Below are 15,804 nucleotides of genomic sequence, written 5' to 3'. Positions count from 1 at the left end.
TTAATGAAGTATCTAACAATGTAGCAAAACAGGCTGTAAAAGACGCTTGTAATTCTTATAAAAAATTCTTTAAAGGGTTAACAGATAAACCAAGATTTAAGAGTGAAAAAAGATCTAAACCATCATTCTATAATGATACATCAAAACTTAAAGTTAAAGAAAATATAGTATTAATTGAAAAAGTAGGTTGGATTAAAACATCAGAACAAATACCTATGAATGTTAAATATACTAATCCAAGAATAAGTTTTGACGGGAAGTTTTGGTATATATCTATTGGTATAGAAAAAGAAGAACCTATAACAAAAAATACAGATATATCAATAGGTGTAGATTTAGGAATTAAAAACTTAGCGATAGTTAGTAATATAGATAAACCATTTAAAAATATTAACAAAACTAAAGAAGTTAAAAGACTAAAAAATAAATTAAGAAGAAAACAAAAACAAGTTTCAAAAAAATATGAAAAATCTAAAATTCAAATAGGGAAGGAAGGTGAAAACCGTTATAAGTTCACTAAAACTAATAATATTAAAAAACTTGAAAGAGAACTAAAACTTATTCAAAGAAGACTTTCAAATATACGTTTGAATCATATTCATCAAACAACTAGTGTAATAGTGAGAACCAAACCTTGCAGAATAGTTGTTGAAGATTTAAATGTAAAGGGTATGCTTAAAAATAAACACTTATCAAAGGCTATACAAGAACAATGTTTTCATAAATTTATTAGTATTTTAAAATACAAAAGTAAATTTAATGGAATTGAATTTGTAAAAGCAGATATGTTTTATCCTTCAAGCAAAACCTGTTCTTGTTGTGGAACAATAAAGAAAGATTTAAAACTTAAAGATAGGGTTTTTATTTGTACATCATGCAATCAGAAAATTGATAGAGATAAAAATGCGTCAATAAATCTTTCAAGATATAAACAATCAGCATAGTGTCACTAAAAAGATAATGCTGATATGTACTGTTCGTTACGCAGGAATTTAAGCCTTTGGAGCAACATATCAAACTGGAGTAGTCTTATGACAAAGCAGGTTGCATTGAATAAGGAATAAATCTCTAAATATTAGATTTTAGTAGATTTTATGTAACGGAATATGATGTTTGATTTTGAATATCACTTAAAAATACTTCCAGATAAACCAGGGGTATATTTGATGAAGAACTCCTTAGGGGAGATTATATATGTTGGTAAGGCTAAAATACTAAAAAATAGGGTAAGACAGTATTTTCAAAATTCTAAGAACCATTCTGAAAAGGTAAAGGTTATGGTATCCCATATTTCAGAGTTTGAATACATAGTTACAGATTCTGAAATGGAAGCTCTTATATTAGAATGTACACTTATAAAGAAATACAGACCTAGATATAATATCTTATTAAAAGATGACAAGCATTATCCTTTTATAAAGATAATAACTAATGAAGATTTCCCAAGGGTAATAATGACAAGAAACTTTCAAAAGGATGGAAATAAGTATTTTGGTCCATATACTGATGCATCTTCAGTATATGAAACTCTAGAGCTTATTAAAATGATTTTCCCTATAAGAACATGTAAAAGAAATGTATTAGAGGAAGGTCCTTTTACAAAGCCTTGTTTAAATTATCACATAAAGAAATGTAATGCTCCTTGTGCTGGTTATGAAAATAAAGAGGATTATAAAAAAACTATAAATGAGATTATAAATCTTTTAAATGGTAAGAATCAAGATATAATAGTTAAACTAAAAAAGGATATGGAAGAGGCTTCTCTAAACTTAGAGTTTGAAAAAGCTGCTAATTTAAGAGACAAAATTAATGCTATTGAAAAAATAGCGGAGAAGCAAAAGGTATTTTTAGGTAGTGTAGATGATGAAGATTTTATAAATACATATAGTGATGATAAAGATACATGCATTCAAATTTTCTTCTCAAGGGATGGAAAAATTGTAGGACGAGAAGATTTTATTGTTGAAAATAGAGATGAAGAAGTTAAGCTAGAAGTAATATCAGAGTTTATTAAAAGCTTCTATGGGGGAACAGCAATTATACCTAAGCATATATATGTTTCTCATATTGAAGATGAGGAAAAAGAACTTTTAGAGCAGTGGCTAAGCCTTAAGAGAGGTTCTAAAGTATTTATTAAAATACCTAAAAAGGGAGAGAAGAAAGACCTTCTTAATATGGTTTTAAGAAATGCTAAAATAACTCTTGAGCAGTTTAAAATAAAAATTCTTCAGGATAAGGAACTATATAAGATTTCCGTGGAAGAACTTCGTGATCTTCTAGATTTAGATGAAGTTCCCAAGAGAATAGAGGCCTATGATATTTCTAATCTTCAGGGCTTTGATTCAGTTGGATCTATGGTAGTATTTGAAAATGGTAAGGCAAAAAATAGCGATTATAGACGATTTAAAATTAAAACAGTATATGGAGCCAATGATTATGATTCCATGAGAGAAATTTTAACTAGAAGATTTGAACATGGTTTAGATGAAGTAAAAGAAATTCAAGAGAAAAAGCTTAACTTTAGTTCAGGAAAATTTTCAACATTTCCAGACTTAATTCTTATGGATGGAGGACGTGGTCAAGTTAATGTTGCTCTTGATGTATTAGAGAACTTAGGTGTTACAATACCAGTGGCAGGGATGGTTAAGGATGATAAGCACCAAACCAGGGGAATTATATATAATAATATAGAGGTAGAAATTGGGAAAAAGAGAAATGCATTAAAGCTTATAACCAGAATACAAGATGAGGTTCATAGGTTTGCTATATCTTATCATAGGACTTTAAGGGATAAGAAAAGTTTTTATTCTATATTAGATGAAATACCCAATATAGGTTCTAAAAGAAAAAGAGAGCTATTGACTAAGTTTACTTCTATAGATAAGATTAAGAAGGCAACTTTAGAAGAATTACTAGAAACTCCCTCCATAGATAGAAAAAGTGCAGAAAGCATAATAAACTTTTTTACAAAGGAGGAGAAATAGATGAAATGGGTATTAGACACTCATACACATACTTATGTTAGTGGGCATGCTTATTCTACATTAATGGAGAATATACAATATGCTAAAAAAAGAGGACTAGAAGTTCTAGGGGTAACAGATCATGGTCCTAATATGCCAGGAGGACCTCATATATTTTACTTCGGTAACTTAAAGGTTATTCCAAGAGAAATAGATGGGATAACTATATTAAGAGGATGTGAAGCAAATATAGTAGATTTTAATGGTAATTTAGATATACCAATGGAAATGCAAGAGAATAGACTTGATATTATTATTGCAAGTCTACATGATGTTTGCATAACTCCAGGGAGTGTAGAGGAAAATACCAATGCTCTTTTAGGAGCCATGGATAATAAATTTGTAGATATAATAGGACATCCTGGAAATCCTAGTTTTCCAATAGATCAAGAATTAGTTATAAAAAAGGCAAAAGAAAAGAATAAAATTATTGAAATAAATAATAGTTCTTTTAGATCAAGGCCAGGATGTGAAGAAAACTGTTTAAATATAGCAAGGTTATGCAAGGAATATAATGTCAAAGTAATCATGGGAAGTGATTCTCATTTTTGCTTAGATATAGGAATTCTAGATAAAGCATATTCTTTACTACAGAAGGCAGATATGCCAGAGGAACTTATAATGAACACCCATAAATATAAAATAATAGAATATTTAAAAGGTAAGGGTAAATTAAGAGATATTTAATTTATAGCATTTAAGCCTTGATTAAGGTTATAAAAATATTTTATACTATACTTATGTTTTGGATTTAAACAATAAATAAGGGCTGAGGAGTACAGAAATGAATTATTTAAAAGATTGTGCATTAGAGTTAGAAAAGTTAGTTGGAGAAAATAATATTTTATTAAATGAACCTATGAAAAATCATATTTATTTTAAGGTTGGAGGACCAGCAGATATAATGGTTGTTCCAGATACCATGGAGAAGGTAATAGCTGTAGTTAATTATTGTAGAAATAAAGACATCCCTTATTTTATTATAGGAAACGGCTCTAATCTTCTTGTAAAAGATGGAGGTCTAAGAGGTGTTATTATTAAGATTACAGAGCTTACTGATATAACTATTGATGGAGATATAATAACTGCACAGTGCGGAGCAGAGCTTAAGCATGTATCTAAAGCAGCCTTAGATAATAACTTAACTGGATTCGAATTTGCATGTGGAATACCTGGAAGCATAGGTGGAGCTATATTTATGAATGCTGGTGCCTATGATGGTGAAATGAGCTATGTTACTGATAAAGTAAAGGTTCTTGATAATAATGGTGAGATAATAGAAATTGAAAGAGATGATTTAGAACTAGGATACAGAACATCAGTTATAATGAAAAAAGGATATGTTGTGTTAAGTGTTACATTAAAGCTTAAAAAGGGTGATTACTCAGCCATTGATGACAGAATAAAGGACTTAACCAAGAAAAGAGAAGATAGGCAACCCCTTGAATATCCATCTGCTGGAAGTACCTTTAAAAGACCGGAAGGATATTTTACAGGAAAACTTATTCAAGATTTAGGGCTTAAAGGAACTTCTATTGGAGGAGCCGCTATATCAGAAAAGCATGCCGGATTTATAATAAATAAAGGAAATGCTACAGCAAAAGACATATTAGACCTAATAGCACATGTTCAAAATAAGGTTAAAGAGAATTATGGAGTTGATCTACATCCAGAGGTAAGAATTATTGGAGAAGATTAATTAAAAAAAAGTATTATGCTACCACATTATATTAGTGTAGCATAAAGTATATAATTAACCTTCTACAGGTTATAAAAAAAGAGTTTTATTGTATTAATAATAAAACTCTTTTTTTCATATGTAATAATATTTAAGATTTATGATACAAGTTTTAGGCTTAATTTCACATAAGATAATTTAACACGTCTAAGGGCTAAATTGACAGAGATTACTATATTTTGTATCATAATATTGTGAAAAGAGAGAATTTTATGATGATAAAAATAATTAGGGGGTGACTTCAGGTATTTACCTGAAAAAATTATGGATAAATTAGTTAGAAAGCAGGTTTTAAACACTGCTAAATATGTTGCTGGAAAGCCTATAAATGAAGTTAAAAGAGAGCTTGGAGTGGAAGAGGTAATAAAGTTAGCTTCCAATGAAAATCCACTAGGATGCTCTGATAAAGTTAAAGAGGCTATTAAAACATTAACAGATAATATAGCTTTATATCCAGACTCAGGAAATTTTGAGTTAAAAACAGCTATTGGGGAAAAGTTTAATGTTCCTAAGGAAAAGATATTCTGTGGAGCAGGGTCAGACTCATTAATAATGGAAATATGTAATACTTTCTTAAATGAAGGGGAAGAAAGTATTATGGCAGAGGTTACCTTCCCAAGATATGAAGCAGGCACAAAGCTTATGGGAGCAGAATGTGTAAAAGTTCCTATGAAAGACCATGGACTAGATATTGAAAAAATGGTTGATGCCATAACAGATAAAACAAAAATTATATGGTTCTGTAATCCAAACAACCCAACAGGTACAATAACAACTAAAGAAGAGTTTATGAAGGTATTAGATAAAATACCAAGTAGAGTTATTATAGTTATGGATGAGGCATATGTAGAATATGTTGAAAATAAAGATTTCCCTAACTCTTTAGAACTATTAGAAAAGTATCCTAATATGATAGTGTTAAGAACTTTCTCTAAGGGATATGGACTAGCTGCCTTAAGATGTGGATATGGAATTGCTAATGAAGAGATAGTTCAATATGTAAGTAGAATTATAAATCCTTTTGATGTTAATTTATATGCTCAAGTAGCTGCTGTAGCTGCTATTAAAGATGATGAGTTTTTAAAGAGAACATTAGATATGAACAGAGAAGGTAAGGAATATTTATATAAAGAATTTAAAGATATGGGATTTGATTATATAGAAAGCCATACAAACTTTATAATGGTTAATTTAAATAGAGATGATAAACCAATATCTGATGGCTTGCTTAAAAAAGGAATAATAATAAGATCAGGATATCTTCTTGGAATGCCTAACTGGCTTAGAATAAGTATAGGAACTATGGAACAAAATGAAAAGCTTATACAAGCTATGAAGGAATTAATAAAATAGGGACGGTTAACAACTTAAAGTCTTAAAATGGGGACGGTTAACAACTTAATTGCATTTAAGTTATTAATCGTCCTCATTTTTTATTTTAGAAATAAGTCATAAAAGTTGTTAACCGTCCCCAATTATTTTAAGTAAAATTAGTTGTTAACCGTCCCCATTAAAATAGTATTAATAGGCAGATGTTGTAGGTGGCATGGCTTAAGATACTTGCCATAAGGGAATTTGTTTTTTTATAGATATAAGAAAGCCAAATACCTACTATAAATATTTGCATTAAGGGTATAAAATTTAAGGTTTCCCCATTAAATAGATTAGGAATATGAACAGAGGCAAAGATTATTGAACTGATTATTGATGCCTTGGTAAAGCTCATGGATTCACTGAGTTTATTTAAATAAAAACCTCTAAATGTTATCTCTTCAAAGGGGGTTACTAGAGCTCTTCCTATAAGTATATAGTAATTTACAGCTAAGTTAATGATGAAATTATTCTTAAGGAATAAAACTAAGAATATAAAAGCACTAATTAATACCCCTTTAAATATTCCAGATAACATAGTACTACTACCTTTTACATAATCTATAGGATTAATTTTATCTATAAATTTTAAATATAAGATTACTGGTAAAGTTGAAAAAATAAGATATGTGAAAAAAGTAATAAGAAGGAGAGTTATATCTCCTTCTTTAGGTAAGTTTATGGTTTTAGAGAGAATAGAGATTAAAAAATTAACACATAGATGTATTGTAATAAATATATATAAATTTTTATTTGAGTTATTCTTCATAGAAAGATCTCCTATTATTTTAAATAAGGTTATTAAAACTGTCTTTATAATCTTTAATAGCGTCTATAAATTCTTTAGTGATATAAGGATCAAATTGAGTACCACAATTCTTTTTAAGTTCATCTATTCCTTCTATAAAGGATTTCCTTTTATTATAAGGTCTATTAGAAGTCATAGCATCGAAGCTATCTATAACAGTTAGAACCCTGGAAAGAAAAGGGATTTCTTCACCTTTTAAACCAGAAGGATATCCTTTTCCATCATATTTCTCATGATGATGAAGGATTAATGGGGATAAATAACTTAAAGAAGCAACCTCTTTTATTATATTTACTCCTTCAGCAGGATGCTGTTTAAGTATTTCCCATTCCTCTTTAGTCAAAGGCATTTTCTTATTAAGAATATCTGGATTTATATTTATTTTTCCTATATCATGCATATAAGCGCTATAGATTAAGGCTTTTTTATCCTCGGCACTTAGATTTAATTTATCTGCCATAAGACGGCTATACATAACCACTCTTTCTACATGACCATAGGTGTATCTATCTTTAGCATTTATTACGCTTATAAGTGTTTTTACAGAGGTAACTAAATCAATTTCATTTTCTTCTATATCTTTCTTTAATTCATCTAATACTGAGGTATAAGTCATAACTTGATTCTTATTAAAGAACTTAGCCCTATAAAGAGCATCATCAGCAGATTTTATAAGTTCTATATTATCCTTAGCCTTAGCTGGAAAGGATGATACCCCGAGAGAAATAGTTAATGTTCCACCTGGCTGATTTTCTTCACCGAAGAAGTAATATTCTTCAACTTTTTTTCTTATTTTTTCAGCTAATAAAACAGCAGAAGTTTCGTGGGTGTCAGGAAAAATTATAGAAAATTCTTCTCCTCCATATCTAGCTACTATATCAGAGGGTCTTACGGAATCACGTAAAATATTTGCTACTTCCTTTAGTACTAGATAACCTTTCTGATGTCCATAAAGATCATTATAATGTTTAAAATAATCTATATCTATAAAAGCCATAGAAACTGGCTTATTTTCTCTTTTATGATAGTTAATAATATGAGTTAAAGAATCATAGAAATATCTATGGTTATAAAGTTCAGTAAGTCCATCTAAATTAACCATTTCCTCTAATTTTTTTATATAGTTTCTTTCAGATTCTACATAGTAACCAAGAGGCCAAGCAGTTAAAATAAAAACACCTGCTATTAGTAAATCATTTTCAAAGTATGTATTTACAGGACCGGAAGCTCCATATATTAAATCTATAACTAAAACTATTGTAGAGGATACACTTGCTGTAATTAAACCAAATTTCATTCCAGACTGAATAGTTGAGGTTATAATTATAAGAAGAAATAAAAGTTTATAATTGCTTTCATGTGCTCCTGAAAACAAAATAACCAATGTAAATACTAAAGCAAAGCTTAGGTTTTCACCAAGAATAACTAATTTTAATATTCTTCCTTTGAGCCTTGACATAGTAGAAAAAGACCATAAGGCATATATTAAGGTTAATGAAAATAAAACTATAAAGGAAGAGTATACGCTATAACTTAATATAGAAGCATTGATATTTTCAAAAGAAGTACTAAATATAGCTATTCCTGAAAATAATAATGAGCTTAACTTAACCATAGATAGTATGTTGTTTATAGTATCTTTTTTATTTTCTATTAAATGATTCTTCAAATTTATTGCACCTCTTTATACCCTTAGAAGAAACAAGGTCGGAAAATCCGACCTTGCTTACTCTAATATTACTCTTCTCTTAATGACTTTGGCTCTTCAGGTTGATAAAAGAACCAGTTACATGCTGTTGAAGCCACATTAGTTGCAATTAATGTTAAAGCAGCAGCAGCTAATGCGAAAAACCCTTTACTAAGCTTTTTCATAAAAACCCCTCCATAATCTATTTAAGAAATTATCTATGTTTTTAAGTAGTAAGTTCCCAATATAAGTGAGAGTAAATCCTTGCCATAATGTGCCTAATAATAAACTAATACTATAAGATAATGGAAGGATATTATGATAATATATACCAAAACTGAATAACACTAAATATAGGGTTACTACATTTATAGATTTTACTTTAAGTCTAGATCTTTTATTTAAATTTTTAATAGGTTTATTTTTGCTATCTACAGGAGCAAGTTTATAAACCGTATAATAAGTAAATATAAATGATAAAATAGCTAAAATGATTAAGGTGTTAAAATTTATTAATAAGAAAAGTTTTTTGGAAATCAATCCTTGAATTATACAAAAGAAGGTTCCAATTATCAGACATCTATTTGGTGAGGTAGCATGTACACCACCAGAATATTTTCTAAGTATACTGACTGAAAATGATATTATTAAAACTTCTACTAGGATATTTAATAAGTATCCTATAACAGAAGTAACAAATATTGAAATTAAACTTTGTAAAAGTGCGAAAGTACCATAGGCTATGACTTCATTAGATTCAGTATCAAGTCTAAGTTCTTTAGATATTTTGTTGGAGATATACTTAGATAAATTAATCATATTCATATTATTTAGTAGACCTCTCTTTTTTTAAAATAAAAATAGCACAATGATATAAATATAATCATAATTAATAAGGAAGGTAAACCAAATATAGATTTACACAAGGGATTTAGACTATTTAAATCTATTTCAGATGATATAAAATTTTTTATAATAAGTATATTTATAGCTTCACTAGTTATTTGTAACATAAATGTCATTATTGATGCTGAAACAGCCTTATTTAAGTTAAAATGTAAAACATTAACTAACAATATTATGTAAATAAAAAGATTAAGTATTATATGGACACCATAATTTATAGGCAAAGATCTAACTAAGAAACCTAGTGCACCAAATAATAAGCTAGCTATTATATAGGGGTGTTTTTCCAAAGGCTTATTAAAAAATAAATGTGCTGCAAAAATAAGCATAAATGCCTCCGGTAATCCCCTTAGAATAAGTTCTATAAATTTAGTTTCTAGCATTGCTTTCACTCCTAATCATGTGTATAAGAGTAATTATAGCATTAAATAAAGTAAAGTAGAATACTTTACCTTAAATGTATTTACATTACTTAATATGAAAAAATATATAGTACAATTTAAATATATATATTTATTTAAATATATATATATATTATACATAAAATTTCAAAGATTTACCATACTTATTAAAAAATAAAATAGTACAAAAGAAATTATATATAAATATAGAAGATTTTTAGGTTATGTGTAAGTTCTTATCTTATGCCTACCAACTGTATTCCCAATCACCTTAAAAGGTTGGGGATAACAGCTGGTACCCCCTTAGATTAACTCATCTAACTTTCATATAGTAGAAGGAACACAACCTAAAGGAAGATTCGTTCTATAAAAGAATTAACATAGCTATCAGAGAGAAATTATAATACATATATATTTATGACTATGATATAATATGAAAAAGAAAGAAATTTATAATATTATCAGCATTATTAAAGAGTTAGTTTATTAAAAAATGTGTAAAATAAATTTTCAGTTAAAAAACTATATAACTTACTATAATAAATAATAGACATGTATATATTGATCTTAGTTTTATATTATCTTAAGACGTATAATAATATTCTATAGGGAGAGATTTAAAATTAACTTAAAGTAAGATAAATCAATGAATTTATTCATAAATAAGTTAAAAGTTTATCTGATGGCTACCAACTGTAATACCCCCATCCTCTTAAAATGTGGGAGATAACAGTTTCTACGGCCCTAGTTAACTTATCTAACCTTCAGATGGTGGAAAGAACATCATCTGAAGTAAGTTCATTCTATATTAAAACCCTATATTATAAGCTCAGTATAAGGACTAATTATATAGATAAGTTAAGAAAATACATATAAGGCACTAATGAGTAAAATTACCTTTAGAAATAAGGAGGCAGAAGGATGAGATTTGTTATCGTTACAGGATTATCAGGAGCAGGAAAGACACAAGCTACAAGAAACTTAGAGGATTTAGGATACTTTTGTGTAGACAATCTACCTCCTACGTTAATACCTAAGTTTGCAGAGGCATGTAGTCAGAGTCATGGAAAGATAGAAAAAATAGCCTTAGTTATGGATATAAGAGGTGGAAAGTTCTTTGATGGAGTAGCTGAAAGCTTAAAATATTTAAAGGACAATGAATATAAATATGAAATATTATTTCTAGATGCATTAGATGAGGTATTAGTTAAAAGATTTAAGGAAAGCAGAAGAAAGCATCCTTTAGCTCCAGATGGAAGAGTTATAAAGGGAATATCCCTTGAACGTAACAGACTAAGAGAGCTTAAGGACAGAGCAGATATAATAGTAGATACATCTAAGCTTGAAATAAAGGATTTAAGAACTAAAATAAATGAGATATATGGAGAAGAGGGTCAAGTAGAAAGAGAACTTGCAATAACTGTATTATCCTTTGGATTTAAGTATGGAATACCAGTGGATTCAGATTTAGTTTTTGATGTTAGATTTATACAAAATCCTTTCTATATACCAGAACTTAAGAAGTTTTCAGGAAAAGATAGTGGAGTTAGAGACTTTGTAATGAGTCATGAAGAAACCACAGGATTCATAGAAAGACTTGATGATATGTTAAGATTTTTAATACCTAATTACGAAAAAGAAGGAAAGAGACAGCTAATAGTGTCAATAGGATGTACTGGTGGTAGACACCGTTCTGTAGCCATAGCTAATGAAATATACGAAAGATTATCAAAAGAAGGGCGAAGTGTTACCATTGAACATAGAGATATTTCAGAAGATATAAATAAAGGTGGAATGAAGCTATGAGGCTTTCAGATTGGTTAAAGCCAGGAGTTAAAGTAAAGAGATGGATCTTACTAGCTCTTCTTGGGATTCTTATAATAGCATTTGCCCTAAATGAAATGATCACTTATAGATGGTACAATATATTCTATAAGTGTTTCTTTGCTTTTTTAAATATAACAGGTATATTCATATTATATATATCAGTAACAGAGGGAGTAAAATCTATAATAGCCTTAATAAATAAAGGATATTTAAAGTTTTCTTTAGACTCTAGAAAACTTGAAAACCTATTATATGAAAAGAGACTTCTAATAAAAGGACCTAAGATTGTAGTTCTTGGCGGAGGAACAGGACTTTCCACCATGCTTAGAGGACTTAAATACTATACATCCAATATAACAGCTGTAGTTACAGTGGGAGACGATGGAGGAGGATCTGGAGCCTTAAGAGAAGATCTTGGAATACTTCCTCCAGGAGATATAAGAAACTGTATATTATCCTTAGCAGATACGGAACCTCTTATGGAGGAGCTTCTTCAGTATAGATTTGAAGAAGGTAGACTTAAGGGACAAAGTTTTGGAAATTTATTTTTAGCTGCTATGAATGGAATATCTGACAATTTTGAGGATGCTATTCAAAAGATGAGTTCAGTTTTAGCAGTTACAGGTAAGGTTCTGCCAGTTACTTTAGAGGATATGGTTCTTAAAGCAAAGCTTAAAAATGGTAATATAGTTGTGGGAGAATCATTAATACCAGAGGAGGCATTAGCACAAAATAGTCCTATAGACACTATGTTTATAGAGCCTAAAGATGCTAGGGCTTTAAAGGAAGCCGTTGAGGCTATAAAGGAAGCAGATGCAGTGATACTAGGACCTGGAAGCCTTTATACTAGTATTATCCCTAATCTACTTATAAAGGATATAAGTAATGCTTTGCAAAAGACAAAGGCATTAAAGATATATATATCAAATATAATGACTCAACCAGGAGAAACGGATAAATTTTCAGTATCAAGCCATATAAAAGCTATTTATAAGCACGGTGGTAATGGGATTGTAGATTATGTGGTTGCAAATATCGCAGATATAGATGATGAATTAAAGCAGAAGTACCTATTAGATAAGTCAAATTTGGTTACTATAGATAAGGAAGAGTTAAATAAATTAAATGTAAAGGTAATTGAAGGAGATCTAGTTAGAATAAAAAATAGATTAATAAGACATGATGCAGATAAATTAGCATCGATTCTAATAGAAACTATAATGGATAAAAAGTTATTCTATGATAAGAAGAAGATAGTAGAGTACTTCTATTTATCTGAAAGATTAAAGCAAAACAAAAAAAATATTTAGGAGTAGAGAGTAATGTCATTTTCAGCTAAGGTTAAAGGAGAAATATGTAGATATACGGAATTATCAAAGGAAGAAGCTATTGCAGAGTTATCAGCAATAATGAAGGTAAGCGGAACTCTATCCTTTACTAGTGGAATGCAGATAAGCTTTAAAGTAAATACAGAAAACCCTGCAACAGCAAGACTTATGTTTAGGCTTTTAAAGGAGTATTTAAATATTCACGCAAGGCTTATGGTAAAAAAGAGCAATTCCCTAAAGAAAAACAATATATATATGGTAATAATAACAGAAGAAATGGGAGTTAAAGAGCTTTTAAATATTACAGGCATTCTTAAAGAAGAGGATGGAATGATGGCTTTAGATTACGGAATAAATCCTCATCTTGTTAAAGATGAAATTTGTATGAGAGCTTATATAAGGGGAGCATTTTTAGGGGGAGGTAGTATTAGTAACCCAGAGAAAACCTATCATTTAGAATTTGTAACTCACAGTCTTGAGTATGCTGAAGATTTAAGTAAAATAATAAACAAATTTGGACTTAATTCTAAGGTTATTCAAAGAAAGTCTAGTTATATAATTTATATAAAGGAAGGGGAGCAGATAGTAGACCTTCTTAATATAATAGGTGCTCATAATGCCCTTTTAGAGCTTGAAAATATAAGAATAATGAAGGAAATGAGAAACAATGTAAATAGACTTGTTAACTGTGAAACTGCAAACTTAAGTAAGACTGTTAATGCAGCAGTAAGACAAGTGGACAGTATTAAGCTTATCCAAAGAGAAATAGGACTTGGAAGGCTTCCAAAAAACTTAAGAGACATAGCAGAGCTTAGACTTTCTTATCCAGATGAATCTTTAAAGGAACTAGGTGAAATGTTAAATCCACCAGTTGGAAAGTCAGGAGTAAACCATAGACTAAGAAAAATAGAAAAGATTGCAGAAGAATTAAGAAAAGAAGGAAGGTAAATCAATGTCTAAGCAAGAAGATATAATGCTTCATATTAAGACCTTGGAGCCGGGGCATAAAATATCGGTAAGATCTATAGCGGGAGATCTTGGGGTAAGTGAAGGAACTGCATATAGAGCTATAAAAGAATGCGAAGCCATGGGTATAGTAACTACAATACCTAGAGTGGGAACTGTAAGAGTTGAAAAAATTGATAAAAGACACATGGAGAATTTAACTTTTTCTAAGGTGTTAAATATTATAAATGGATCTATTCTTGGTGGAAAAGAAGGGTTAAATAAAACACTAAATAGGTTCACCATTGGAGCTATGACAGTGGATGCTTTCTCAAAGTATGTATCCCCAGGAAGTCTTGTTATAGTTGGAAATAGAGAAGAGATACAAAGGTTCGCTTTAGAACAGGATGCAGCGGTTTTAATAAGTGGAGGCTTTGGTTGTAGAGGAGATATTAAAAAGCTAGCAGATGATAAGAAGCTTCCTATAATATCTTCAAACTATGATACTTTTACCATTGCATCTATGATAAATAAAGCTTTATCTGATAATAAGATTAAGAATGATATAATTTTAATAGAAGAAATCATGATGGAAGATCCAGCATATCTCACTTCTGAAGATACTTTAGAGGATTGGAAAGAACTAGTGAAGAAAACTAAGCATATAAGATATCCGGTGGTGGATAAAGATATGAAGGTTGTTGGTATAATGACTGCTAAGGACTTACCAGATGACTTAAGTAGTAATGAACCAATTAAAAAGCTTATGATGAAGGATCCTATTACAGTTACTCCTAAAACCACAGTTTCCTATGCGGCACATATTATGGGATGGGAAGATATAGAGTTATGTCCTGTAGTTGATGGACGTAAATTAGTTGGAGTTATAACAAGAAAGGATGTTATAAAAGCCTTTGAGTATATGAATAATCATGGATATGATGTGGAGAATCTGGAGGAGTCCATACTTAAAAACTTTACTTATACCAATGAAGGTAGTGATAGGGTTTATGAGGGAAAGATTACCCCAAGAATGCTTGATAACGTTGGTACAGCATCATGGAGCGCTTTAAATATGCTCATAAATGCAGTAGCAGTAGATACATTAAAAAGATATAATATAAATATATCTGTAGACAATATAAGCACTTATTTTATGAAACCTGTCCAAATGGATAGTAACATAGTAATAAGAAGTAGGATTTTAGATCTTGGTAGAAGCTTCTGTAAAGTAGAAGCAGAGATGTTTAATATAAAGAAAGAATTAGTAGGCAAAAGTCTTTTATCAGCTATAATCATAAAGGAGTAGGAGGAAAATTATGTTTACTCATGTTGTTATGTTTAAGTTTAAGGATAAAAATTTTGTAGAGGAAGCTAAGGACATTCTTCTTTCTATGGAAGGAAAAATAGATGAATTAAAGTACTTAGAAGTTGGAGCAGATGTTCTAGATACTGAAAGGTCTTTTCATATTATACTTATAACAAAGTTTGATTCAAAAGAAGACATGGATAAGTACCAAGTATCCGAATATCATGTAAATCATGTGTTGAAGAAGTTAAGACCTATGATTGAAAAGAGTGTAGCAGTAGATTACTAAAAGTACTAATAATATTTATATACAATACTAATATGTTAAAACATATAAACTTTAATATGGCGAAAGCAACAAAGGAAGATTTTAAACAAAATCTTCCTTTTATTGTATATAATATTTCTATAAGCATAGACATTGATGTGGGCATAAAAGATTTAGCCATATGCTCCAATGG

General features: G+C 29.5%; 14 protein-coding genes. 10 read left to right on the top strand and 4 right to left on the bottom strand.

Annotated elements, in window-relative coordinates:
- The 5 genes from AB2369_RS04910 to hisC all read left to right on the top strand — a co-directional run.
- On the top strand, positions 1 to 944 hold a 944-nt coding region (locus tag AB2369_RS04910; protein ID WP_367665363.1), incomplete at its 5' end, for an RNA-guided endonuclease InsQ/TnpB family protein.
- A gap of 165 nt (positions 945 to 1,109) precedes the next feature.
- Complete coding sequence (gene uvrC, locus AB2369_RS04905) at positions 1,110 to 2,984, top strand: excinuclease ABC subunit UvrC (protein WP_367665365.1); 1,875 nt, start codon at positions 1,110 to 1,112, stop codon at positions 2,982 to 2,984.
- A complete protein-coding gene (locus tag AB2369_RS04900) occupies positions 2,985 to 3,710 on the top strand; it encodes a phosphatase (protein ID WP_367665362.1) in 726 nt (241 codons plus the stop codon).
- A 97-nt stretch (positions 3,711 to 3,807) separates the two neighbouring features.
- On the top strand, positions 3,808 to 4,722 hold the full coding sequence (murB, locus tag AB2369_RS04895; protein WP_367665361.1) for a UDP-N-acetylmuramate dehydrogenase: 915 nt from the start codon (positions 3,808 to 3,810) through the stop codon (positions 4,720 to 4,722).
- Positions 4,723 to 5,025: 303 nt separating this feature from the next.
- Positions 5,026 to 6,114 (top strand): histidinol-phosphate transaminase, encoded by a 1,089-nt coding sequence (hisC, locus tag AB2369_RS04890; protein WP_367665360.1) that lies wholly within the window; start codon positions 5,026 to 5,028, stop codon positions 6,112 to 6,114.
- Positions 6,115 to 6,271: 157 nt separating this feature from the next.
- Here hisC and AB2369_RS04885 read toward each other — a convergent pair whose 3' ends face one another.
- From AB2369_RS04885 to AB2369_RS04870, 4 genes are all read right to left on the bottom strand, one after another.
- The gene (locus AB2369_RS04885) at positions 6,272 to 6,901 is read right to left on the bottom strand and encodes a lysostaphin resistance A-like protein (RefSeq protein WP_367665359.1); all 630 of its coding nucleotides are present in this window, start codon (positions 6,899 to 6,901) and stop codon (positions 6,272 to 6,274) included.
- Positions 6,902 to 6,920: 19 nt separating this feature from the next.
- Positions 6,921 to 8,555 (bottom strand): diguanylate cyclase, encoded by a 1,635-nt coding sequence (locus tag AB2369_RS04880; protein ID WP_367665364.1) that lies wholly within the window; start codon positions 8,553 to 8,555, stop codon positions 6,921 to 6,923.
- 122 nt (positions 8,556 to 8,677) lie between these two features.
- Complete coding sequence (locus AB2369_RS04875; protein WP_367665358.1) at positions 8,678 to 8,812, bottom strand: cyclic lactone autoinducer peptide; 135 nt, start codon at positions 8,810 to 8,812, stop codon at positions 8,678 to 8,680.
- On the bottom strand, positions 8,799 to 9,452 hold the full coding sequence (locus AB2369_RS04870; RefSeq protein ID WP_367665357.1) for an accessory gene regulator ArgB-like protein: 654 nt from the start codon (positions 9,450 to 9,452) through the stop codon (positions 8,799 to 8,801). The genes AB2369_RS04875 and AB2369_RS04870 overlap by 14 nt, the downstream gene beginning before the upstream one ends.
- A gap of 1,403 nt (positions 9,453 to 10,855) precedes the next feature.
- On the opposite strand from AB2369_RS04870, the gene rapZ reads away from it, so the two are divergent.
- The 5 genes from rapZ to AB2369_RS04845 are packed head-to-tail and all read left to right on the top strand — an operon-like array spanning position 10,856 to position 15,632.
- Entirely contained in the window at positions 10,856 to 11,740 is an 885-nt protein-coding gene (rapZ, locus tag AB2369_RS04865) for an RNase adapter RapZ (RefSeq protein ID WP_367665356.1), read from the top strand.
- Positions 11,737 to 13,071: a uridine diphosphate-N-acetylglucosamine-binding protein YvcK gene (gene yvcK, locus AB2369_RS04860; protein WP_367665355.1), complete on the top strand. Its 1,335-nt coding sequence runs from the start codon at positions 11,737 to 11,739 to the stop codon at positions 13,069 to 13,071. The genes rapZ and yvcK overlap by 4 nt, the downstream gene beginning before the upstream one ends.
- 12 nt (positions 13,072 to 13,083) lie before the next feature.
- A complete protein-coding gene (whiA, locus tag AB2369_RS04855) occupies positions 13,084 to 14,037 on the top strand; it encodes a DNA-binding protein WhiA (protein WP_367665354.1) in 954 nt (317 codons plus the stop codon).
- A 4-nt stretch (positions 14,038 to 14,041) separates the two neighbouring features.
- Positions 14,042 to 15,343: a DRTGG domain-containing protein gene (locus AB2369_RS04850; protein ID WP_367665353.1), complete on the top strand. Its 1,302-nt coding sequence runs from the start codon at positions 14,042 to 14,044 to the stop codon at positions 15,341 to 15,343.
- A gap of 10 nt (positions 15,344 to 15,353) precedes the next feature.
- Positions 15,354 to 15,632, top strand: coding sequence for a Dabb family protein (locus tag AB2369_RS04845; RefSeq protein ID WP_367665352.1), 279 nt, complete (start codon positions 15,354 to 15,356; stop codon positions 15,630 to 15,632).
- Positions 15,633 to 15,804: the final 172 nt, after the last annotated feature.

Origin of the sequence: Clostridium sp. (genome assembly GCF_040797585.1) — a bacterium.
Classification (GTDB): domain Bacteria; phylum Bacillota; class Clostridia; order Clostridiales; family Clostridiaceae; genus Clostridium_Z.
Note: the sequence above shows the minus strand (reverse complement) of the source record. Positions and strands in the feature narration are given on the sequence as shown.

What these genes read in the sequence shown, in the direction of transcription:
- yvcK (WP_367665355.1), top strand. Translation starts at nt 11,737, where the DNA reads ATGAGGCTTTCAGATTGGTTAAAGCCAGGAGTTAAAGTAAAGAGATGG.
- hisC (WP_367665360.1), top strand. Translation starts at nt 5,026, where the DNA reads ATGGATAAATTAGTTAGAAAGCAGGTTTTAAACACTGCTAAATATGTT.
- AB2369_RS04850 (WP_367665353.1), top strand. Translation starts at nt 14,042, where the DNA reads ATGTCTAAGCAAGAAGATATAATGCTTCATATTAAGACCTTGGAGCCG.
- AB2369_RS04875 (WP_367665358.1), bottom strand. Translation starts at nt 8,812, where the DNA reads ATGAAAAAGCTTAGTAAAGGGTTTTTCGCATTAGCTGCTGCTGCTTTA.
- AB2369_RS04885 (WP_367665359.1), bottom strand. Translation starts at nt 6,901, where the DNA reads ATGAAGAATAACTCAAATAAAAATTTATATATATTTATTACAATACAT.
- murB (WP_367665361.1), top strand. Translation starts at nt 3,808, where the DNA reads ATGAATTATTTAAAAGATTGTGCATTAGAGTTAGAAAAGTTAGTTGGA.
- whiA (WP_367665354.1), top strand. Translation starts at nt 13,084, where the DNA reads ATGTCATTTTCAGCTAAGGTTAAAGGAGAAATATGTAGATATACGGAA.
- uvrC (WP_367665365.1), top strand. Translation starts at nt 1,110, where the DNA reads ATGTTTGATTTTGAATATCACTTAAAAATACTTCCAGATAAACCAGGG.
- AB2369_RS04870 (WP_367665357.1), bottom strand. Translation starts at nt 9,452, where the DNA reads ATGAATATGATTAATTTATCTAAGTATATCTCCAACAAAATATCTAAA.
- rapZ (WP_367665356.1), top strand. Translation starts at nt 10,856, where the DNA reads ATGAGATTTGTTATCGTTACAGGATTATCAGGAGCAGGAAAGACACAA.
- AB2369_RS04900 (WP_367665362.1), top strand. Translation starts at nt 2,985, where the DNA reads ATGAAATGGGTATTAGACACTCATACACATACTTATGTTAGTGGGCAT.
- AB2369_RS04880 (WP_367665364.1), bottom strand. Translation starts at nt 8,555, where the DNA reads ATGGTTAAGTTAAGCTCATTATTATTTTCAGGAATAGCTATATTTAGT.
- AB2369_RS04845 (WP_367665352.1), top strand. Translation starts at nt 15,354, where the DNA reads ATGTTTACTCATGTTGTTATGTTTAAGTTTAAGGATAAAAATTTTGTA.